This window comes from Dolichospermum planctonicum (assembly GCF_005402965.1).
Taxonomy (GTDB): Bacteria; Cyanobacteriota; Cyanobacteriia; order Cyanobacteriales; family Nostocaceae; genus Dolichospermum; species Dolichospermum planctonicum.
In genome coordinates, this window is the sequence record NZ_BJCF01000006.1 from 23,840 (window position 1) to 46,024 (window position 22,185).

Annotated in this window: 19 protein-coding genes; 9 read left to right on the forward strand and 10 right to left on the reverse strand. The window is 36.6% G+C overall.

Going from position 1 to position 22,185, the window contains the following annotated elements; genetic code table 11:
- Positions 1-163: 163 nt before the first annotated feature.
- The 5 genes from def to FFO06_RS04420 all read left to right on the forward strand — a co-directional run bounded on the left by def (position 164) and on the right by FFO06_RS04420 (position 3,165).
- A complete protein-coding gene (gene def, locus FFO06_RS04400; RefSeq protein ID WP_028083309.1) occupies positions 164-727 on the forward strand; it encodes a peptide deformylase in 564 nt (187 codons plus the stop codon).
- Between the two features lie 12 nt (positions 728-739).
- The gene (locus FFO06_RS04405; protein WP_137906935.1) at positions 740-943 is read left to right on the forward strand and encodes a hypothetical protein; all 204 of its coding nucleotides are present in this window, start codon (positions 740-742) and stop codon (positions 941-943) included.
- Positions 944-1,096: 153 nt separating this feature from the next.
- Positions 1,097-2,314 carry a DUF4336 domain-containing protein gene (locus FFO06_RS04410; protein ID WP_137906936.1) on the forward strand — a complete coding sequence of 406 codons (1,218 nt, stop codon included), beginning with the start codon at positions 1,097-1,099 and terminating at the stop codon, positions 2,312-2,314.
- Positions 2,315-2,594: 280 nt separating this feature from the next.
- A complete protein-coding gene (locus FFO06_RS04415) occupies positions 2,595-2,891 on the forward strand; it encodes a BrnT family toxin (protein WP_137906937.1) in 297 nt (98 codons plus the stop codon).
- Positions 2,881-3,165 (forward strand): hypothetical protein, encoded by a 285-nt coding sequence (locus FFO06_RS04420; protein ID WP_015083498.1) that lies wholly within the window; start codon positions 2,881-2,883, stop codon positions 3,163-3,165. The genes FFO06_RS04415 and FFO06_RS04420 overlap by 11 nt, the downstream gene beginning before the upstream one ends.
- Positions 3,166-3,266: 101 nt before the next feature.
- Here the strand turns inward: FFO06_RS04420 and FFO06_RS04425 are convergent, their stop codons facing one another.
- Positions 3,267-7,247 carry an Eco57I restriction-modification methylase domain-containing protein gene (locus tag FFO06_RS04425; protein WP_137906938.1) on the reverse strand — a complete coding sequence of 1,327 codons (3,981 nt, stop codon included), beginning with the start codon at positions 7,245-7,247 and terminating at the stop codon, positions 3,267-3,269.
- A 497-nt stretch (positions 7,248-7,744) separates the two neighbouring features.
- On the opposite strand from FFO06_RS04425, the gene ygfZ reads away from it, so the two are divergent.
- Complete coding sequence (ygfZ, locus tag FFO06_RS04430) at positions 7,745-8,737, forward strand: CAF17-like 4Fe-4S cluster assembly/insertion protein YgfZ (RefSeq protein ID WP_137906939.1); 993 nt, start codon at positions 7,745-7,747, stop codon at positions 8,735-8,737.
- 79 nt (positions 8,738-8,816) lie between these two features.
- On the opposite strand, the gene FFO06_RS22260 is transcribed toward ygfZ, so the two are convergent.
- The 7 genes from FFO06_RS22260 to FFO06_RS04465 form a co-directional block, all read right to left on the reverse strand.
- Positions 8,817-9,401, reverse strand: a complete 585-nt coding sequence (locus tag FFO06_RS22260; RefSeq protein WP_137906940.1) for a DUF5331 domain-containing protein — start codon at positions 9,399-9,401, stop codon at positions 8,817-8,819.
- Positions 9,402-9,719: 318 nt separating this feature from the next.
- Positions 9,720-10,694 carry a cysteine synthase A gene (locus FFO06_RS04440; protein WP_137906941.1) on the reverse strand — a complete coding sequence of 325 codons (975 nt, stop codon included), beginning with the start codon at positions 10,692-10,694 and terminating at the stop codon, positions 9,720-9,722.
- 253 nt (positions 10,695-10,947) lie between these two features.
- Entirely contained in the window at positions 10,948-11,535 is a 588-nt protein-coding gene (locus tag FFO06_RS04445) for a Crp/Fnr family transcriptional regulator (RefSeq protein ID WP_137906942.1), read from the reverse strand.
- A 107-nt stretch (positions 11,536-11,642) separates the two neighbouring features.
- Positions 11,643-13,499, reverse strand: a complete 1,857-nt coding sequence (locus tag FFO06_RS04450) for an ABC transporter ATP-binding protein (protein ID WP_137906943.1) — start codon at positions 13,497-13,499, stop codon at positions 11,643-11,645.
- 20 nt (positions 13,500-13,519) lie between these two features.
- Positions 13,520-15,700 (reverse strand): tetratricopeptide repeat protein, encoded by a 2,181-nt coding sequence (locus FFO06_RS04455; RefSeq protein ID WP_137906944.1) that lies wholly within the window; start codon positions 15,698-15,700, stop codon positions 13,520-13,522.
- Between the two features lie 480 nt (positions 15,701-16,180).
- Positions 16,181-16,360 (reverse strand): photosystem II assembly protein Psb34, encoded by a 180-nt coding sequence (gene psb34 / locus FFO06_RS04460; protein WP_137906945.1) that lies wholly within the window; start codon positions 16,358-16,360, stop codon positions 16,181-16,183.
- Between the two features lie 188 nt (positions 16,361-16,548).
- Positions 16,549-17,697 (reverse strand): homospermidine biosynthesis protein, encoded by a 1,149-nt coding sequence (locus FFO06_RS04465; RefSeq protein ID WP_137906946.1) that lies wholly within the window; start codon positions 17,695-17,697, stop codon positions 16,549-16,551.
- Between the two features lie 186 nt (positions 17,698-17,883).
- Between FFO06_RS04465 and FFO06_RS04470 the strand changes: the two genes are divergently transcribed.
- The 3 genes from FFO06_RS04470 (at position 17,884) to cobO (ending at position 19,385) form a co-directional block, all read left to right on the forward strand.
- A complete protein-coding gene (locus FFO06_RS04470) occupies positions 17,884-18,249 on the forward strand; it encodes a DUF433 domain-containing protein (RefSeq protein WP_137906947.1) in 366 nt (121 codons plus the stop codon).
- Positions 18,243-18,599, forward strand: a complete 357-nt coding sequence (locus FFO06_RS04475; protein ID WP_236097062.1) for a DUF433 domain-containing protein — start codon at positions 18,243-18,245, stop codon at positions 18,597-18,599. Before FFO06_RS04470 ends, FFO06_RS04475 begins: the two co-directional genes overlap by 7 nt.
- Positions 18,600-18,707: 108 nt before the next feature.
- Positions 18,708-19,385 (forward strand): cob(I)yrinic acid a,c-diamide adenosyltransferase, encoded by a 678-nt coding sequence (gene cobO / locus FFO06_RS04480; protein ID WP_137906948.1) that lies wholly within the window; start codon positions 18,708-18,710, stop codon positions 19,383-19,385.
- A gap of 83 nt (positions 19,386-19,468) precedes the next feature.
- On the opposite strand, the gene FFO06_RS04485 is transcribed toward cobO, so the two are convergent.
- Both FFO06_RS04485 and FFO06_RS04490 read right to left on the reverse strand, forming a co-directional pair.
- Complete coding sequence (locus FFO06_RS04485) at positions 19,469-20,176, reverse strand: hypothetical protein (RefSeq protein ID WP_137906949.1); 708 nt, start codon at positions 20,174-20,176, stop codon at positions 19,469-19,471.
- 487 nt (positions 20,177-20,663) lie between these two features.
- Positions 20,664-21,647 (reverse strand): RNA polymerase sigma factor, RpoD/SigA family, encoded by a 984-nt coding sequence (locus FFO06_RS04490; RefSeq protein WP_137906950.1) that lies wholly within the window; start codon positions 21,645-21,647, stop codon positions 20,664-20,666.
- Between the last annotated feature and the right edge of the window lie 538 nt (positions 21,648-22,185).

The following is a 22,185-nucleotide window of genomic DNA, read 5'->3' on the forward strand; positions in this document are numbered from 1 at the left end:
AACTGTCCCCTGTCAACTGTCAACTGTCAACTGTCAACTGTCAACTGTCCCCTGTCCCCTGTCCCCTGTCCCCTGTCCCCTGTCCCCTGTCAACTGTCAACTGTCAACTGACCACTAACGATAGAATCAAACTAGATTATTCATTATAAAGCCATCAAGAACCATGCCCTCTGATATTGCTGTCGAGAAGAAGAAGTTAAAAAATCCACCTTTGCAAATGCACTACTTAGGAGATCGGGTTTTGCGTCAACCAGCAAAGCGTGTGACTAAAATAGATGATGAACTCCGCCAACTAGTGCGCGAAATGCTGCAAACTATGTATAGCTCAGATGGTATTGGTTTGGCTGCACCTCAAGTTGGTATTAATAAACAGCTAATTGTTATTGATTGTAAACCCGATGACCCCACCCACGCGCCATTAGTATTAATTAACCCTACCATTAAACAGGTGAGTAGTAAGCTCTGTGTGGCTCAGGAAGGGTGTTTGAGTATTCCCAACGTCTTTTTAGATGTAAAACGTCCAGAAGAGGTGACAATAGCCTATAAAGACGAGTATGGCCGTCCGCAAACATTAAAAGCTGATGATTTACTTGGTCGTTGTATTTTACATGAATTAGATCACCTCAATGGCGTGGTATTTGTAGATCGTGTAGAAAATTCCTTGACTTTAGCCCAGGAGTTATCTAAAAATGGCTTTTCATATCAAGCGGTCAAACCAGTAGCATAGGGTGGTCTAGTAGTGTATTTAACTCCAAAAAGCGGTTTATTTTTAGGTGGTGCTTGTGTAACAGCCATTGCGGCTGTGGGTTCGGTTTTTGAACTGAGTTATGGAGAACCAGATTTTGGCTTCCAAACCACTGCCATTATCTTAGCTTTGAGCATTCCTCTTACCGCATTCTTTTTTATTGCCGCAGTTAGGGATGCACGGGCTAATATGAAATAAGCATCAGGTATATGAAAAAGGTAAGAGGATGAATGAGGAATGCACACTTCACCCTTTTACCTTTTATTTTTACTATGTAGTATTTTGACTAAGTAAAACCAATCCCTGCAAGGGAGAAATGGAAATTATTGGGGACTGGTGGAGGTTCAGACAGTGGTGGAAAATGAGAGTATAGAACAAATTCATGCCCAGGATTTTTCCTGGCAGTTTTGGCCTGTTGTGCCAATTTATCCTTATGGTCAACGTCGCACTATTCGTAAAGAAGTTATTAAAGATACTATTTGGACCTTCGACCAATTACAGGGAATTTTTTATGTAGTTGTGCCAATTCGCATGACTGTAATTAAGCTAGAAAAGGGCGGTTTACTAGTTTATGCACCTGTTGCACCCACAGGAGAATGTACCCGATTACTAAATGAATTAGTCACAAAACATGGTGATATTAAGTATATTATATTGCCGACGATATCAGGAATAGAACATAAGGTATTTGTAGGTCCGTTTGCGCGACGCTTTCCCAATGCACAGATATTTGTTGCTCCGGGACAATGGAGTTTTCCCTTAAATTTGCCTTTGAGTTGGTTGGGTTTACCTGATAAACGGACTCGGATATTACCTGAAAATAGCCAGGAAGCCCCTTTCGCTGAGGATTTTGATTATGCAATCCTCGGACCTATTGATCTCGGTTTGGGTAAGTTTGCAGAAGTGGCTTTTTTCCATAAGCGATCGCACACGCTCTTAGTTACAGATACTATAGTTTCAGTACCAGCAGAACCACCAGCAATTGTCCAACTTGACCCCTATCCCTTATTATACCACGCCAAAGATCAAGCTTTTGACATGGTTTTAGATACCCCAGCCAATCGCCTCAAAGGGTGGCAGCGAGTAACATTATTTGCCTTTTACTTCAGTCCTAGTACCTTGAAAGTACCTACCTGGAGTCAAATATGGCGGGATGCCCAAAAAGCCCCAGAAAGGTCTAAAAAGGCATATTTTGGGTTGTTTCCCTTTCAATGGCGGGAAAATTGGCAAGATTCTTTTGATATTTTGCGAGGGAATGGACGCATATTTGTTGCGCCAATTTTACAACGTTTGATTTTAAATCGCGCACCCCAGGAAACTATCAATTGGGCTGATAAAGTTGCTAGTTGGGATTTTCAATGGCTAATTCCCTGTCATTTTGATGCTCCAATTAAGGCAGAACCGCAACAATTTCGTCAAGCATTTGGGTTTTTAGAAACACAACCCTTTGGAGGTTTTGTTAGTAGCAATAGTTATCTTTTACCGGAGGATGATTTTAAATTGTTGAGAGATATTGATGCGGGTTTGAATAAGCTTGGTATTGTACCACCTGCGCGGGAGAGGGTATAAAATGATTGTCTTTGTCCACTATTACATGGGGTTGGCTCTACTTTAAGAAATCCAGCACTGGTAAAAATATCGTGTATTTAGTTGATGTAAAGATTAGTACAAAACTCTCGAAAGTCCGTTTTTAAAAGTTCAAGATATGGATTCATATAGTTTTAGTTTCAAATTTCGTAATTTTTTTAACAATAGCTTCACTAATGCGACACAAATCTTGTTTTAGGGGATGTACATGATATAAATATAACTTACTGTCTTGACATTGTAAATATGGCAGTCTATCATTATGGATGTCTATTTTGTATTGAATGGTATTACCTTCGTCTGGAACGAGGAAAAAAGTCGAAATAACCCCAGTAAACATAATGGCATAACCTTTAAACAAGCAGCAGAGGCATTTTTTGATCCATTCATCAAAATAGTAGATGCTAGTCGCAATGATGAAACCAGAGATGCCATCATTGGTTTAGATACCCGTTGGAATCTTTTATTTGTAGTCCATATCGAATTTGAAGATGATGTAATCAGAATTATTTCAGCCCGTAAAGCCACACGAAAGGAGCGAGAATATTATGAAGATTGAAACATTAAAACAACGCTTAGACAAAAATCGCCCCATGATTACGGTTACGCTAAGAATACCAGAAGATGTAGTAGAAGAATTGAAACAACTTGCACCCATACTTGGTTTTTCTGGTTATCAACCCTTGATTCGAGCATATATTGGACAGGGAATGAGAGCAGATTTAGAAAAGTTAGAAAATAATACAGTTAATGCTTTAATTGCTAGTTTAAAACGACATGGTGTGAGTGATGATATTATTCATGAAGCATTAAATGAAGTTGTTAATAAATAGAAAAACGTTTAAAATTTTCAGATTCTTCAATCGAGAAGGGAATTAAGCCAGTTACGCACTTCTCCTTAAGCCGGTAATCTGAATTTTTTAATTAGAATTTTTTAACTATTTTCTCCCTCAATGATCGCTTTTTCTTCTGGAGTTAATTTATATAGTTTATAAACGATTTCATCAATTAACCAATCACATTGTTTTAGTTGTTTTTTGATGGGTAGGAGTGTGTTTAAGCTGGCTTGGTATTCTTTTGCTAATGTTTCTTGTTCTTTTCTACCGCTGATATCAATTTTTAGTTTTTTCTTGTTTTTCTTGAGAATATCAATTAATTCGTCAAGGGTTAAATGGTTGTCTGCTTGTTTTTGTTTATAATAATCACCTAAATAATTTTGAATTTTAGATTTATTGGTAAGATTATCAATGTCAGTACCGATTAATCTTCCTAACCATGTTAAAAAGCCTTTGATTTCTGTTTGTTTTTGTTTATTTAATTCTATCATTTGTTCGGCTAAATATGCGAGGAAGTCATGAATTACGTCTGCTTCTTCTGGTTGTTGGTTGAGGTGGTGATCAATTTGGGTAAGTAGGATATTTGGGTTATGATTGATTTGATATTGTTGGTAAAGGTTAATTGTGTTTTCTAGATAAGTTTGACGTTTTTCTGCGGGAGTTATGAAGGATATTTTTGGAATAGGAAGATATTGAAGATATTCTCTAAATCTAATGTATCCACCACGAATAGTTAAAGCACCAAATAGAAGTTTATAAAGAAAATCACTCAAGGGAGAATTAAGAATAGCAGCTAAAAAACTAATATTTACTTCCTTGCTATATTTGGGGATAATGATATACACTGTATTTAGAGCATAGTATGAATTATCCTGAGAAATATCAAGTCCTACAGTTAAATTTTTTCCTATATCCTTAACCACAATTTTTTTCTGTTCAAAAAGTTCTTCTGATTTTGGATTATATAATTTTTCTTGATCATAAATTAAATATCTACCTTCCCAATTAATCCAGTATCTTTCCACTTCCTCAGCATCAATAATTGGTTTAGTGCGTGTTTTTATTGATTCTTTTAGGTTTGAATATTGGCTAGAAGTAATTATGAGTTCGTCTCTAAGTTTTTTACTTCCTATGCGAATACATTGTTCTATGTCACATTTATCTCCAATAAAAGTTGAAGTTTGATAAGTTTTTTCATATATTTTCCATTGAATGTCATCAAGAAATAAGGAAAAAACATTTACTGGAGTTCTGAAAAACCTATCTTGAGGAATTAATTTACGAGTACAAGCACCATTTAATTCTCCTTGTTTGATATCCAAAATATATAATGGTTGATCTAAAATGAAGACACTTGTATCTATTAAGTGATCATTTGTTGGACACTTATTTTTAAATATAGATATAACTGTATATGTTGCTGCTTCTATAAAAATACTCTCAGCTTTTGCTAAATCTACAAGATTTAAGATAGTTGTTTTTTGTAGTAGCTTTTTTCTCAGAAAATTACCATAACCATACACAAAGTATTTATTGGGAGTAATTACACCACATACTCCTTCAGTTTTTAATATATCAAGAGATTTATCAAAAAACAGTATGTAAATATCAACCCTTCCTTGAGCAGAATCATAAGTTTTTAAAAGATAATCTCGTTCTTTACCCTCAATGTTTAAAACATTGATATAAGGTGGATTTCCAATCACAGCATCAAAACCGGGATTTTCTTTCCAACTAGCATTTTCTAAATCAATAAAAACCTCTGGAAATTCCAAATCCCAATGAAAAAACCGCTTTTGGTCAAACAACCTTCTCGCTTCCTCATATACCGCAATATCAGCAGCATTCATATTTTCAAACTTAGCATTGATCGCATTTAGACCAAATCTTTCTAAAAAATTCTTAGCTTGTTTCACACCAAAAAATTGAGAAACATAAATATCTAATAACCTTTTAAAAGGTTTCGCAGCCTGATCAAATTCCTTAAATAACCTCTCGCTGGTTTCCACCTCCGCAAAAGTTGCATCACTTAATGTACTCACACCGCGCATAATTTCCGCAGCACGTAACAACCCCACAAACGGACCTGTTAATAAACTCAATTGGCCACTTTCTTCCTTCATCATATTCGCTTCTGCTTCTCGCGCAGTCGTACCAATAAGAGAATTTCCGCAGCGTAAATGATGATCTAAAAAACTCAAAGGAGCGCCAATTGTGAAAAAATGTAACCATAAACTTACCTTGGCCAATTCTACGGCCATGGGATTTAAATCTACACCATAAATACAGCGTTTCATGACCACTCTTTGTAAAAGTTGATTATCGTCTAAATTGATATCAATATTAATTCCCTGCTGTTGTAAGTTTTCTAAAATACTATTGCGGGTTTTTCCTAACATCTCCAAAATGGGATTATGTTCGGGATATTCATTTAAAATATTGATTAATTCGTCTGTCAAATAATCAACAGCTTCCACTAAAAAGTGTCCGCTTCCCATAGCAGGATCACAAATTTTAATATCAAGTAAAGTATTTTGTGCTTGTCTTTCTAAACGTTGTAAATCTTTTTGTAAGCCGTTACGACTTTGTACTCCTAATCTACCATCTATCATTTTTTCATGTAATTGGTTAATTTTGGTCATTAAATCTGCAAATCTTTGTTTTCTCTCCTCTAAAATTGGTTTGAGAGTATGACTAACAATGTATTTAACAATATAATCTGGTGTGTAATAAGAACCTGTAGCTTTTCTTTCACCCTTATCATTTTCTAAATGCACTTTTCCCGTTTTTTCATCTTCAATAATTAAACGATATTCTAATAATCCTTCATAAATTGAACCCAATTGTCGCACACCTAAAAAGCTGTAGTCAATGGGTAATTTTTCAAAACGTGCTAATTTATCCAAAGCGGGAAATAAGATAGCATCAGATATTTGATGTTCAGACAAAAAATAATTCTCTGGATAATCTTCTCTATCTCCAAGTTCATGAAAATCAAAGTGAAATAAACCACCATTATAACGAGGTACTTCTAAAGCTTTATCACCCCTATCTACTATTTCAAATAAACCTAACAAACTCTGATAAATTTTTGTGGAAGTTTCACTTAATGTTCTTTGTTTATCCAGACTTGCGGCTATTTCTTGGGTAATTTTAATTAAACTATAATCACGGTAAGCAGTGGTAATTGGTAATAAGTTTCTCGCTTCAGCATATAAGAGAAATAACAACTTATATAAAAATGATAAAGTCGCTGCGTAAATCTGTTTTGGTTCTACGGTTTTTCCCCGTCGCATTGCGTCTACTATAAACCCTCTTGCTAAATCAGGAAATATCTGATCAAATACTAAGGTTTTTAATTCGTTTCCTACTTGAGTCGCATAAGTTGTACTTCCTGCTCTGACTCGTTCTAAAAAGTTTTTGTTGTAGCTATCTTTTGCAAAAGCCGCGCTGCTAAAAAATAACCAAAAGTATTTGAATTGTTCTATATCTTCGGTTTCTAATAATTCCACTAAATCAACTGGATAAAATTCCGTTGCGGTAGAAGAAGCTTGACGATAATATAAACGCCATTCTCTCCCATTGGTTAAAATTCCCCAGTCAACATTTGTACCACTTAAATAACTGGAAATCTGAAAAGATGGGTTGGCATTTTTGAAAATGTCCCGTTGATCATTAGCGGAAATTTTACTTAATGGTCGTTGCCAATATTTAGCTTCTGCTATGACTAATACTCGACTATAAAAGGCAGTTTCATTATTTTGCAAAGAGTAGGCTGTATCTCTTTCACTTTCATTTATAAACAACGCATAATCAGGACGTTCGGCTCTACCTTGACCACGAGAAATGACTTGAGGAATATATTTAAAACCTAAAATTTCTAAAGCTGGTTTAATAAATATATCTTCGGTTTGAGCTTCATTCAGAGTAGCTAAAATCGCCTTTTTTGATAAATAAAGATTTTTTAATGCCGCAAATTCTGCTTTAATATCTAATTGCCATTCTGGAAGTTCTTGAATGCGATAATCTAAATAATGTTGAGAAAATAAGGGTTTATTTGTGTTTTTTGTATTTGTCATAATTGGAAATTGAAAAAATCTATAGATGGGGATATTTTATCCTAGATATAACCCGCCCAAAAATAAACTTCCGGGCTAATAACCAAAGTCCGTTAAAAAGGACTAGAAATTTCTTTTATTCGTCTAAATACGACTATCGCTATTAGAGTCAGAATTAAATTAATTTTGATAGCGCAGTTATTTTAATTAAGTCCTATACTCAATTATATCGCCTCCAATTCTAACACAAATTAACACAAATTAACACAAATTAACACAAATCCATGCTAGGCAACAAACAGGAAAAAAATCAAAGATATTTACAGCAATTTTCATTTATTTATGCCACAATCTAAATTAATCTACTTATTTGCGCATTTTTGTCTTGGCGCGAAACTTTGATTAAAACGTGGTTCATTAACCTAAAAATGGCCGTAACTGCAACTTCTCTTGTTTGCGTCTGGATCATCTCTGGCTGAGACCAATTCATTTTTTAACCAAACTAGACTGAGAAAATTATGTTAACATCTGCAATTAACAATCAAAATGCAAATCCTATCCAATTAATCAAAGAAGGTGTAGCTATAAGCGATCGCTCTCACTGGGGTCGTATCCGTGTTTCTGATGATGACAGATTACGCTTTTTACACAATCAAAGCACAAATAATTTTCAAGTCCTCAAACCCGGTCAGGGCTGCGATACTGTCATGGTGACATCTACAGCCCGGACGATTGATTTAGTCACTAGTTATGTATTAGATGATGCTGTTTTGCTCCTAGTTTCCCCTAACCGTCGTCAGCTAATCATGCAATGGTTAGATCGTTATATCTTCTTTGCAGATCAGGTCAAATTAACTGATATTACCGCAGAAACGGCAACTTTTACCCTGATGGGACCCCAAAGCCATGGTATTGTCGAAAAATTGGGAGCTGGTGATTTAATTGGTCAACCAGATGGTAATTTCATATCAATAGATGGAGTAATAGTTGCTGTTGGTAGCGGCTTGGCTACACCGGGATATACTCTAATTTTACCAGTCACAAAAAAAGAAATATTGTGGAATAAAATCCTGAGTTATGGTGCTGGAGAAGTAAGCGATCGCGCATGGGAAATGTTACGAATAGTACAAGGTCGTCCCGCTCCAGATGCCGAACTTACGGATGATTATAACCCCTTAGAAGTTGGTTTATGGCAGACAATTTCCTTTAACAAAGGTTGTTATATCGGCCAAGAAACCATTGCCAGATTGAATACATACAAAGGTGTAAAACAATACCTTTGGGGTATTCATCTCCATGGTGCGGCTGAACCAGAAACAATCATCACCATTGGTGATGAAAAAGTAGGTAAACTCACCAGCTATACAACCACCCCGGATGGTCATTTTGGACTAGGTTACATCAGAAGTAAAGCTGGTGGAGTCGGTTTAAAAGTGCAAATTGGGGAAACAGAGGGAGAAATAGTGGCTATTCCCTTTGTTTCTCACGAATATCCCTTGAATAACGGGTAATTAACCAACTTAATCCTAAATTCTCCATAGCAAGCTACACAGAATCATCAATGAATTAATCCTGATATTTTATACAGCTTCATCCATTTCCTCTACCCCGACAAAATTCATCTATCCAAGAAGGTAAACTACTGCTAGGATGAGATGCAGCAAAGAGAATATTTTGGCTGGGAATTTTGGAGATTTCAGTAGCTATTTGTTCCCTTTCCACGGGAACAGGTAGCCTAACTAAAGAATGATCATAAACTGGCGTGGCCACTGCAACCACTGAAACACCCGTATTCATTTTCAATAACACTTGTTTGCGTTCTTTAGCTACAGATAAATCTGTCAATGGGATACGAATAGGAGAGGTACTAACAATCTCATTTTTCGCTGTAGAATGCTGAGATTTCAAGCTATTTAATTCCTGTTCAGGATTGAAGTGTAAACCTAAAGCCGCAATTATTTGATCAGGATTATTATTTAAATCCAAAATAAAAGGCAGGATTTTTTTTAACTCTGATTCTAAAATAGATAAAGTGGCGATTATGTAACCCGAAGAAGGACGACGTATACCATCATAATCTTTCCAAATTCGCATTTTAACTAGCCAAGAACGATTTTGCTCATAATAACTCAGCCACTTAATTTTTAATGATTGACGTAGATGCTCAATATCCATTTATTCCCTCCTTTCTAATTTGCACCTGACAGAATTTATATATTTTCAGTAATTTTTATCCGTTCTATAAAACTTACCCAAAATTACCAGAGTCTATAGGACTTAGCCCTGAAGAATGTTCCCATAGCCTCTCAAACATAAGACTAAAATCCTGACTACGATCTCATATATTAAGCTGTTATGCAGCTAAATTGTACAATCCTAATCTGGCTAAATCTTCTGGTGCGGGCATCCTGCCCGCTATAATTATACAAGTTAAATGCAGTACAGATGATGCCAGTTGCGTAGTAATTCCGCCATTATGCAGCGCTAAAAATCTTAATTAATCATCAGTCCTTTACTTGCTAACCATTCACTATTAAATATGCGTGATTGATAGCGAGAACCACTATCACACAAGATAGTAACAATAGTATGTCCAGGTCCTAATTGTTTGGCTAAAGCCACAGCCGCAGCCACATTAATCCCTGTTGAACCACCCATTAATAAACCATCTTTTTTTAATAGTTGATAAACGACACGCAAGGCCTCTAAATCATCAATTTGGATAGCATCATCAATAGGCGCGCCTTCCATATTAGCTGTAATTCTGCTATTACCAATACCTTCAGTAATGGAATTACCTTCTATTTTGATTTCCCCGGTTTTGATATAACTGTATAGTCCACTACCCAAAGGGTCAGCAACCACACATTTAACGCCGGGATTTTGCTCTTTTAAGTACATAGCCACACCTGCATAAGTACCACCCGTACCAGTCGCCGCTACCCAGCCGTCTATTTTACCATCTGTCTGTTGCCAAATCTCTCTACCTGTGGTTTGATAATGGGCAAGACGATTAGCTAAATTGTCAAACTGATTAGCCCATAAGGCGTTTTCCATTTCTGCTGCAATTCTCCCAGATAGTTTGACGTAATTATGAGGATCTTTGTAAGGTACAGCAGGAACAGGACGAACTTCCGCACCCAAGGTAGTTAAAGCATCTATTTTTTCTTGAGATTGGGTGTTGGGAATAATAATCAAACATTTGTAACCCTTGACATTGCAGATATGCGCCAGTCCAATTCCCGTATTTCCCGCAGTCCCTTCGACTACTGTACCACCAGGTTTGAGCAGTCCTTTTTTTTCCGCATCTTCGATGATGTAAAGCGCAGCCCGATCTTTTACAGAACCACCAGGGTTTAGAAATTCCGCTTTGGCTAAGATATCACAACCTGTTTCTTCACTAAAACTGTTTAAGCGAATTAGTGGTGTGTTCCCAATTGTACCGACAAATCCATTTTTGGTATCCATATTGAATTTACTTGATTTCTTCCCAATTAAATTTTGACATTGATTGAGTGAGAGTTGGGGAAATAGAGTTTTTGATTTTATATAGGACTTCAGCAGGTGTCACAAAAAACTATATTTTTATATTTTTTTGTCTGTAGTCCGGGCTTTAACCCTGAGCATATTCCCCAAGTTACCCGCAAACACTTAGGAGATCATCCTATTTGTGTAAGTCCTTTCATACTGCAATCTCTAGTATTTGGGTAGATTCATCATTTTATATTTCATAATACCAAATATCTTCTTGTTTCACTATAATCCGGTGCTGAGAAAGTCTATTAATTAGTCCTTCCTGTTCTAATTGTCCTAATATACGAGTGATGGTTACACGAGTGGAATTGATCAGTATTGCTAAGTCTTCATGAGTTAAAGGCATATCAATTAATCTTCCTGCTTGTACTTCTGAACCAAATTTTTTTGATAACCATGCTAATAATCGTATCAACATGGTTTCTACTTTTTTGTGACTGCGAATTACCATTAATTCTTCCGCTTTTTGAATGTGATTAAGCAAAGTATTTGTCAGTTGCGTCCAATCCTCTACAGGTATAATAATCGCTTCTACCTTGCTTAAACACTCTATCTGATAAGGTTTCATTGTTGATAGCATTTCCCCAACTAGATCCCCCGGCCCCCATAATCCTAAAGCTACTGTCGTTCCATCTTCTAAATAAGTATAAGTTATGACAAATCCTGCTTCTATTTGCCATAAAGCATTCTTTTTACTCGGCAATAAAGATCGCCTGGTAAAATGTTGTTGGCTATTGTGAGTAGCTGTTTGCGCTAGACTTGTGTATAATGACATCAGTATCTATATTACTTTTCTCCGATACAGTAACCGTATTATAGATAGATATGGTAATAAAAAGCTATTGTCTAGAAATTTCTATAATTTCTATTTAATTGTTCCATTTAATTGTGCCGGTTTCTCACCCGTGCAGGACTACCTGTAGGAATTGCAGCAATTAATTTTTGCGTGTATTCTTCTTTTGGTTCAAGATAAATACTTTCAGATGTACCTGATTCTACAATTTTCCCTTGATTCATGACTAAAATGCGATCGCTCAAAAATTTCACTACACTTAAATCATGGGAAATAAAGATATAAGTGAGTTGAAAATCTTCTTGTAATTCTTTCAATAAGTTTAAAACCTGCGCTTGTACAGAAACGTCTAAAGCTGAAACTGACTCATCACAAATAATAAACTTAGGATTCAAAGCTAAAGCGCGGGCAATACAAACCCGTTGACGTTGACCACCGGAAAATTGATGAGGATATTTTTTCATATCATCCGCACTTAAACCCACCCTTACCAAAAGTTCCACTACCCTAGCTTGTTGCTGTTGTTTTGACTTACCCACACCATGAATTAACAGAGGTTCTATAATCGCTTCCCCAATTTTTATCCGGGGGTTGAGGGAACTAAAAGGATTTTGGAAAATAATTTGCATTTCCCGTCGTAAGTGCTGCAAAGTTTTCCCAGTTGAATGGGTAATATCTTGTCCATCAAATAATATTTTACCGCTCATGGGTTCGATTAGTCGCAGCAAGGTTCTACCCAAGGTAGTTTTACCACAACCCGATTCTCCCACCAATCCCAAGGTTTCTCCGGGAAAAACATCAAAGGAAACCCCATTTACAGCCTTATGGTAGCGTTTTGTTTCTCCAAATACTCCCCGCACAGGGAAACCTACCTCTAAGTTCCGCACTGTTAATAGCGGTTGTTTGGCGCTAATATTTGCCAGTCTTTCCTGAAATTCTTTCTTGGTAATTTCCGCTGGTTTAACTGGTTCTTTAGCCTTAATTATGACTTCTCCCAACTCATTTTTGACTACACTCATGTAGTCAGAAACAGTTAGGAGTTTGCGGGGACGATGGTTAAGGCTGGGACGACAAGCTACAAGTCCCTTAGTATAAGGATGTTGGGGGTGATTAAAAATTTGTGCGGCTGCTCCATATTCGACTATTTTACCTTGATACATTACCGCTACTTGGTCAGTAATTTCCGAAATTAATCCCAAGTCATGACTAATAAAAATCATAGCCATATTGCGACTTTTTTGTAATTCAGACAACAATTCTAAAATTGTTGCTTGTACAGTCACATCTAAAGCTGTAGTTGGTTCATCCGCAACTAACACAGAAGGATTACAAGAAATTGCCATAGCAATCATAACCCGTTGTAACTGCCCCCCTGACAATTGATGAGGGTAGCGATCTAGCATTGCTTCTTTATGCTGCTTTATTAATTGTGCTAATTTAAAACTGTCCAGTGCAGATAAATCATAATTAAGATACTGTTGTTGAATTTGCTCATCACTAGGTAAGAGTTTAACCTCTTGTAAACCAGCGATCGCAATTGCTTTGGCTTGAATTGCATTCACATTTTGATGACGCATAATTGCCTCTTGCAATTGAAACCCAATAGTATAAACTGGATTTAAAGAACTCATTGGTTCTTGAAAAATCATAGCAATATCACCACCTCGATAAAGCTGCATTTCTTGAGGTGGTAAAGCTAATAAATCCAGCGGTTGGCCATTGGTTGGAGAAAACCAAATTTCCCCCCCACTAGCTTTACCCGGATATGACAACAAACCCATAATTGCTAAAGCTGTCACTGACTTTCCACTTCCCGACTCTCCCACTATACCTAGAGTCTCACCCTGATGTAACCGAAAGCTAATACCATCTACGGCTTTAACCTTCCTGCTATCACTAATAAATTCAACTTGTAGATTACGAACCTCTAGCACTATTTCTTTCATATTATCAATTACCAAAAAATTTACAATTTACCTAAAATATCAGCTAATAAATATCCCGGAAGTTTAGACAAAGCTAAATTTTGTCCTTGAATGCCTAACTCATTATGGAAAGTCCGAATTATTTTAATAATGTGGTTGATGGTTATTTGATAATTTTCTGTTTGTTTACTAAATCCATTTAGGGCTTGTAAATGATTTTCTAAAGCAACTTCTAAATGTCGAGAAAGCATTTTTTTATCTCCATTAAAACCCACATTGGTAACTAAATAATAATTAGCTATTCCCAAAGTATTATGTGTCAACCACAAATCAAAACTTAAATTTATATTAGTTAATGAGTGAGCAGTATTCACAGCTTCTTCATAAGAATTAATACATAACTTAATAAATTTTTGTTGATCTTCCTTTGTTGTTGTCCGCTGATTTGCTAGATGCCAGTAAGCGATACCGAGATTATTTTGAGTAGCAGCATAAGCATGGGGTGAATTTGTTGATGTTCGATATTTTAGCACTTCAGTGTAAATCTGAATCGCTAATTGGAGATTTTCCGTTGGTTGTTCATATTGAGAAAGATTCCAATAAGCCGTACCAATGTTATTTTGAATCATCCCATATTTTAGGGGTTCATCTGTCGGTTGATAGTGAACAACGGCTAATTTATAAGCAGCGATCGCTTTTTTAATATGTTCTACAGGCCGATTATACTGCCCTAAATGCCAGTAAGCTGTACCTAAGTTATTCTGACAAGCAGCATATTTTAAAGGTTCTATTTCCTCCTGTCGGTAACGAAGTGCTTCATGGTAAGCCATAACCGCCAAATTCCAGTTTTCCACTGGTTCAGAAAACCTGGCCAAATCACCATAAGCCGCTCCCAAGTTATTTTGGATACGAGCATAAGTTTCTGGTTGAGTATCACCCGTAATTAGCTTCAGTGCTAATTTATAAAAATCTATACCTTGCTGAATATAAATTTTCGCTTCTTCTGAATTATCACGGATGCGGTGCAACATCCAATAAAGTGTCCCCAAATCATTCAAAATATCTGGAATTTGTGGAGAACTTTCATCATAGGTAACCGCTTCCTGATAAGCGAGAATTGCTATCATTAAGTTTTGGAGAGTTGCTTGTCCTTGCTCAATGCGCGAGCGATATAAATTACCCAAACTTTGATAAGCAATAGCGAAGCACTCACCAGGAATTGCTAACTCATTTCCCCTGGCATTTTCAATGTGTAATTGCTCAATTTCCCATAATATTTGTTGTGTTTGTCCGCTATCATCAGTATTTAGTGTTTCTTTGATTAATCCATGTAATTCCTGATTAATATGAGATAAAGAAGCAAAACTTTGCTCAGTGGTTATTTCAGAAGCTTGAGCAGGAGATTTTTCAGGTATTTGTGTTAGTAAATTTTCGTTTTTAGTTGCAGATAAATCTGGTTGATTTGTTTGTCTGATGTCTTTATAAATTTCCTCTTCATCAACAAATAAATCCTGCAAATTTTCCCCATCTAAACGGACAGAATCTGCGAAATCCTCTGCATAAACTCTATTATCTACAGTTGGTGTCGGTTCTCCGGCAAATATAAATACACCAGTTCGACAATGCCAAAATTTGGGTGCTGATTGCTGAATTGCCGATAACCAAGGACGAGAAACCCAAAATAACAAACTGGATTCTAAAAAACTACTCGATTCCTGACCCGATAGATATGCTTCACTTAGTCTGAGATAATTCAAGAATAACCGTTGTACTGCTACTGGTTCTTTAGTCAGCATTTCTACCCCCACAATCTGAAATCCTGGGGTTGGTAAAGGACGGCCAGAATTATTTTTTGAACCTCCCACAATGGGGGGTGGATAATTAACTAACCATTGATTTATTTGCGCTATGGGATTGGGATCACTGACATTTAATCGCCAAGTGACTAATCTTGGATAAGCTTGAGTGCTAAACTCTTCTCTATTCTCTTGCTGATAGAGGATATTTCCCACTGGATAAGCTAAGAGTGAGTGTAAACGCGCTGCTATGCGATTTCTTAACTTTAAATCGTCACATATAGCAAATAGAATTTGTCTACGCAAACCCAGGCTCAGGGACAGCTTTAGGCGTTGATAGACTTGCTGATTCTTAATATTTTTTGTGTGTAGAGTTTCATTCACGCTTCTATGTATTTGGCTTTGAGCCCTTTTTTCTGTATACATCCTGACTGAATAAATTCATTGAATATTAATGTCACATCTGACGATGTTGATTTTCACCAAGGACAGCAAGTATCTTCTTGCGGGTAATGTTAGCTAATGCCTCCGGCACGCTACCGGGAATGTCAATGTTTAAGATCCGTAAATATGCAAAGGATACCGATTTAACCCTAACAAGCCTGTCTAATCGTCTGGTTCTAGAGTAGAGGACTAGCTTTTTATCCTACTCCCTCTTAGGTCTTTAACTCTCGCCTTAAACCTAGTCAGTCAATCAGATGTGGGCGATTTTCCCCGTCTTTAGGTCTAGGGTTTCTAACTGAGATGTTTTCTCTTTCAGGATTAATTAAGGTTTTCCGGCTAGATCGAAGTTAAAAAAATATAATTATATATACTACCATTTTCCCATCCTAACAAAAAATCAGGCCCTTTGTGAAAGCAAGAACCTGAGATCAAGAAAAGTTAAAATTTATAAAAGTTCTACAATCAACCGACATTGGAAACAGTAAAGGCCACAAAAACTACTCCCCCAACTAAAAGCGCCGCCGCAATTCCTAAGATAATATAATTACGCTTTTGAGCGTTCGTTGGCGGTTCCGCTTGATAAACCTTGGGTTCTTTGGGGAAGTTATTCAGACGGCCGCCTTCTTCCGTTGTGTAGGGCATAAAGTTATTCCTTGTTATCTTCTTTTACTTAATGTTACACAAATTTGACATTACTCTCATAAAAGTAGATAAATAGTTACATGATTTAAAATTTCTGACATCTGGAGGTAAAAGGACAATTCATAAATTTCCCCCGCCGGGTTTTTATGTGCCGGACATTTAATTTTCCCCAGATGTCTAGTAAAACTTTAACCTTTAATTAGTGTACCGCAGGGATAAGTAGCCGTTTTTTCCTGACTAATCTCACTCACAGGCTGATCCTTAGCCGCTAAATAATCTTTTTGCAATGTATCTAATAAAGTTTGACGTTGATCATACAACCGCTTCAGGGGACGAGGTAGACATTGATTTAAGACATAAGCTGTCACTAAAGGTAGAGCAATTGTACTATCAGTATAACAAACAACGGCACTAGGTAACTCATCGGGGTCAATTTTACCCCAACTCACAGCTTCAGCGGGAGTCGCCCCAGACAAACCACCAGTATCAGGACGTGCATCAGTAAACTGAACAAAGAAATCATGTCCCCGTTCTTCCAAACCTAACACCTCGTGTATTTGCGGTTGTGTTTGTAATAAAAAGTTTTTAGGACTACCACCACCAATAATTACCGCCGCACTTGTACCATCATTTTCTCGCGCTCCATAAACAATTGCTGCGGTTTCATTGACATCAATAGCCGGATCTATTACTAGCTTTGAACCTTCTAAAGCCAAAGCGGCCACATTCATACCGATAGAACTATCACCGGGAGAAGACGTATAAATAGGTACACTATACTCATAAGCCGTCGCCAATAAACAGGAATTTTTCACCCCCAATTGCTGTTCTATTTCCCACACGCACTTACCCAGTAAATAATGAAATTCCGCCGTTCCCATCCGCTTTTGGAAAGGTTCGGCTTGGAGAACTTTACGGATAAAAGCGTCAGTTTCTAGCAGTACATCGTAACCAAAAATTATATCATAAATTCTGATTGTCCCTTCTTCCCGCAATTTGACATCATCTAAAAAAGGACTACCAGCAAATAGTTCAAAACCCAAACCATAATGCATATCATGATAAAGATTCGCACCCGTGCAAATCATCCAGTCAATAAAACCATTGCGAATTAAGGGCGCAAGAGCAGAAACCCCAAAACCTGCCGGTGTCATAGCCCCAGACAGGCTAACTCCTACGGTGACACCCTCTTGAAACACTTCCTTAGTCAGCAGTTGACAGGCTTCCCGCAACCGGGCTGAGTTGTAGGCGGTAAAATAAGTATCAATCAAGTCAACCACGCTAACATTGTTAGATATGGGAGTAGGTGCAATTTTCTTACCTTGTTTTTGTGACATTTTTGGGAAATCCTGAATACTAAATATGCCGAATATAATGTTATCGTATTTAAATGTACGGAATTTGCTAAAATATTTTGTAGCGATATGAGTTAGGGACAATCCTTAATGGCATACTCAAGGATTTATGCAGTTTTGTATTTCTATTATTTGCTATGATTAAAGACAACTAACTTGTTATTAATTATGGCACAAGCTTTAGTGAGTCTCTCTGAGGAAATTCCGTCCCAACCCGCACCATTGGAATTTACCACTGATGGTGTGATTGTGATTAGGATAGGTAAAACTCGCGTAACACTCGATACGGTAATTGCTGTTTTTAAACAAGGAACAACAGCAGAAGAAATTGCTTATCGTTATCCATCCCTTAAACTTGCTGATATTTATGCTACCATTGCCTTCTATCTCAATCATCAACAAGAAGTGGAAGTCTATTTACAACAAAGACAGCAACAAGCACAGGAAATTCGTAAAATAAATGAGGCCAGATTTGACCCCCAAGGGTTGCGTGATAGATTGCTGACGCGGAAAGCAGAACAAGAAGTATGTTGAAACTGCTTGCTGATGAGAATTTTGATAATACTATTGTGAGCGGATTGTTGCGACGTAACCCAAATATTGATATTTCTACTTTAATTGTTAGCACACCAGATACTTGTGGTGGTTGTCCGCGAATTGCTGATACTCGCATTACTGTTCAGTATATTGTCAATGAAATTAAATCTGGTATGACCCCAGAAGAAATTATTGAAGATAAGCCTTATTTGACAATTGCAGGTATTTACACGGCGTTGGCTTATTATTATGCTAATAAGGAATCACTAAATATTGAATTTACTCAATATCAAGAAGAATGTCAACGACTCGAAGCAGAATATAAAACAAATTATTTCAGATCGTAGCTAACAGAATTTATGTGATTTCTAGTCTATCATAACTAATGAATTTGTCAAAACACAAAAATTATACTTCATGCTCTTAGTCTTAACAGTTATTTATCAACAGGGTTTATGAAAAGCGACACACCAGAAGAATTAAATCCAGATCCAGAAATTTCCCGTTTAATTGATGAGGTAATATCATCCTCACAAACTGATGAAAAATACCGTCAAAAAATGCAGCGACGGAAAGAAATTCAAGACCAAAGAATAGCTAAAGCCATACCCGAAAAAGGCTTAATTATCGTCAATACTGGTCATGGAAAAGGTAAAACTACAGCGGCTTTAGGAATGGTTTTGAGATCCCTTGGTCATGGACATAAAGTAGCCATAGTTCAATTTATTAAAGGGGCGTGGGAACCAGCAGAAAAACGCGCTTTTAGCCATTGGGAAAACCAACTAGAATTTCATGCAATGGGAGAAGGCTTTACATGGGAAACTCAAGATCGTGATCGGGATTTGGATAAAGCGGCTGCTGCTTGGGAAAAATCCTTAGAATTTATCAAAAATCCCGATTTTAAATTAGTGCTTTTAGATGAAATTAATATTGCTTTGAAAATGGGTTATTTACAAGTTGAACAAGTATTAGCAGGTTTAGCTCAAAAACCACCGGAAAAGCACGTAATTCTCACGGGAAGAGGCGCACCACCCGCATTAATTGAAAAGGCTGACTTAGTCACTGAAATGACATTAATTAAACATCCTTTTAAGGATCAAGGTGTAAAAGCACAAGCAGGAATTGAGTATTAAGAATTAATACCGTAATTTGTATTGGTGATAGATATTTGATGATATTAAATAATTAAATAATATATCTATCACCGATTTATTAATTACCTAAAACCATCGCTTCCCTGTTGACATATCTGTAAAATTTCCCTATCATTAGAACTTACATAACTCAACCGATGATAGTCTTCTAAAGTTACTGAATAAGGATAAGTTGTGAACTCATTTTCATTAATTTTAGGGATTGTACCTGTTGTCGCTACCTCTATTGTCCCGACTTCCCCAGGTAAAGTTCTCACCATCATAGCTAATTTTCCTGACTTAGCCAAACTACCCTGAAAACAAGTAAATTCAGATTGGGGAACATACAAAGCACCAATGATTTGATTTTGGCGTTTTTGAAAAACAATGTAACCCTCTTCTGATTTTCCATACAGATAAATACCATCTTGTTCTGGAAATTGGAGTTTTTCTTTTCTCCCTGATTTTATTGTATTTGTGGATAATTTTGTCGTATTTTTCCTGAATTTATTAGCAGATAATTGATAGGAATTAGCAGAATTATAAACTTGAGATTTTTCGGCTTTCTCCTGTTTTATTTCCCCAAGTCGTGATCTAATCAAATGTCCAGAATTAATCTCATTTTGATGATTATGTGATATATAATTAGTAGACAAAGTTACTGATGATAGTAGTTTTTGATGTTGTTGACTAGAATAAACAATACCTAAAACACCAACGGAAATAATCAAGCCAGTCAGGGGAAATTTTAGTTGGCTGGAAGTAATGAGTTTGGAAATATGATTAAGCATACGATTTCTCCTGTAACAAACTTAACCGTTGTTTTTTCGCCTCTTGGAATAATAACTAAATACTAATGATTAAAGATTCCCTCGAAAGTTTCATCTATATATTTTGACTTTAAATCATCAAAAAATCGCTATTTATAGAATTTTCGGGGATAATCTCAAATAATCATTATTTAATGAATTTACGCTTACTTTCATTAATTCATCCACTAGGGGGATGTAAAATTGAGCGAGATTTGAGACCTTTTTACTTTGTCATTGTCATTGTCTGTTTTTCAGTGATCAATAATACGTTTTATTTTTTTTATGACCATTTGAGAACAAATTATCCAAACATCTTGTGATCAAACCTTCTTCATTCCTTAACTTCTCAATAAATACAAGGACTAATTCACATATTGCCCGCAATACAAAAAAAATTACCCCCTGAGTTCAGGAGGCATATATCCAATTAGGATGATTGAAAACACGCTCTTGCGCGTTCATATTTCTAACTAGCAACGTATTCCTTAACATTAGCGCGGCGACGACGTAAATGTGCGAGGGCTTGATGCTCCAATTGACGCACTCGTTCCCGACTGAGGTTTAACCGTTCTCCAACTTTCGCTAAAGACATTTCATTTCCGTCTTCTAAACCAAAGCGTAAGGCTACAACTTGACGCTGTTGGAGTGTGAGTTCAGCCAGCAGGTTATTCAAGTCCTGACGGAGAAATTCCTGGGTGGTATAATACTCAGGGGAAGGACCATCATCTTCCAACATTTCTTGTAACTCAGTATCTTGGTTATCACCAACACGCACATCTAAAGAAACTGGTTGACGCGCCATATTCAGATATTCACGAATTTGAGCGGGTTCTAACTCCAATTCTTGAGCAATTTCGACTGGTGTTGGCGACCTTCCTAGTTTTTGCGCCAATTCCCGCTGAACTTTTTTAATTTTGTTCAATTTCTCAGTAATATGAATTGGTAAACGGATAGTCCGACCTTGTTGGGCGATCGCCCTGGTAATTGCTTGACGAATCCACCAGTAAGCATAGGTTGAGAACTTATAACCTCGTGTAGGATCAAATTTTTCTACACCTCGTTCTAACCCCAAAGTCCCTTCCTGAATTAAATCCAGAAATTCCATATTTCGCTTTTGATATTTTTTCGCAATAGCTACAACCAAGCGCAAATTGGCTTCAATCATTTTTTGCTTGGCTCGTCTACCTTGTACCATGAGATGATTTAATTCTGTTTCTGAATGGTTAACATGGGCAGCCCATTCTGCTAAACTGGGTTCATGATCAATTTCCTTGCGTAAAGCTTCCTTAGCTTCTAGTATTACCATCATTTGCTGTACTTGCTTACCGTAAACAATTTCCTGTTCACGGCTTAACAAAGGTACACGGCCAATTTCCCGTAGATAAGTCCGCACCATATCAGCCGTAAATTTAGCATTGATATTTTCTGTATGATTTTTAACGGTAGACATTGTTGTTTTTATCCTCTACTTTTTAAACATAATCAATATTTTTTTCAACCAAGGTAATTCCGGTAATTTTTAAGCTGACAACCTCACAATCTGATAATATATTCTGACAATATATATTACTGCTGATGGCAAGTTACCATTATTCATTACATTGATCAAGATATTACCAGGGCGTTACTATTGCAAGTAAGATTACAGATATTCCCACCTCCCCTTAATTTTGGACTCTTAGCAAGACATTTGTTTGGTCAGTTTCAAAAATTCTTCTTTTTTTATCTAGTATTTGTCTGAAAAAACAGAATCACTATGTGTCTACTTTCGTATCATATTCCCACCAAGAGCGTCAATGGTAAAGTTCACGAATAATAAATTTTGCAGTTACTCTAAGTCAAAATGTTGATGACAATTTTACCTTAACTTTCAAAAATTATGTGGCATATCCATGGTGACGCAAAAACCTCCCTTCAAGTTGCTTTCAAGTGGCCGGATAACCGAACTTGATTTATTTAGATTATGCAGGGATTTTATGAAGTTATCC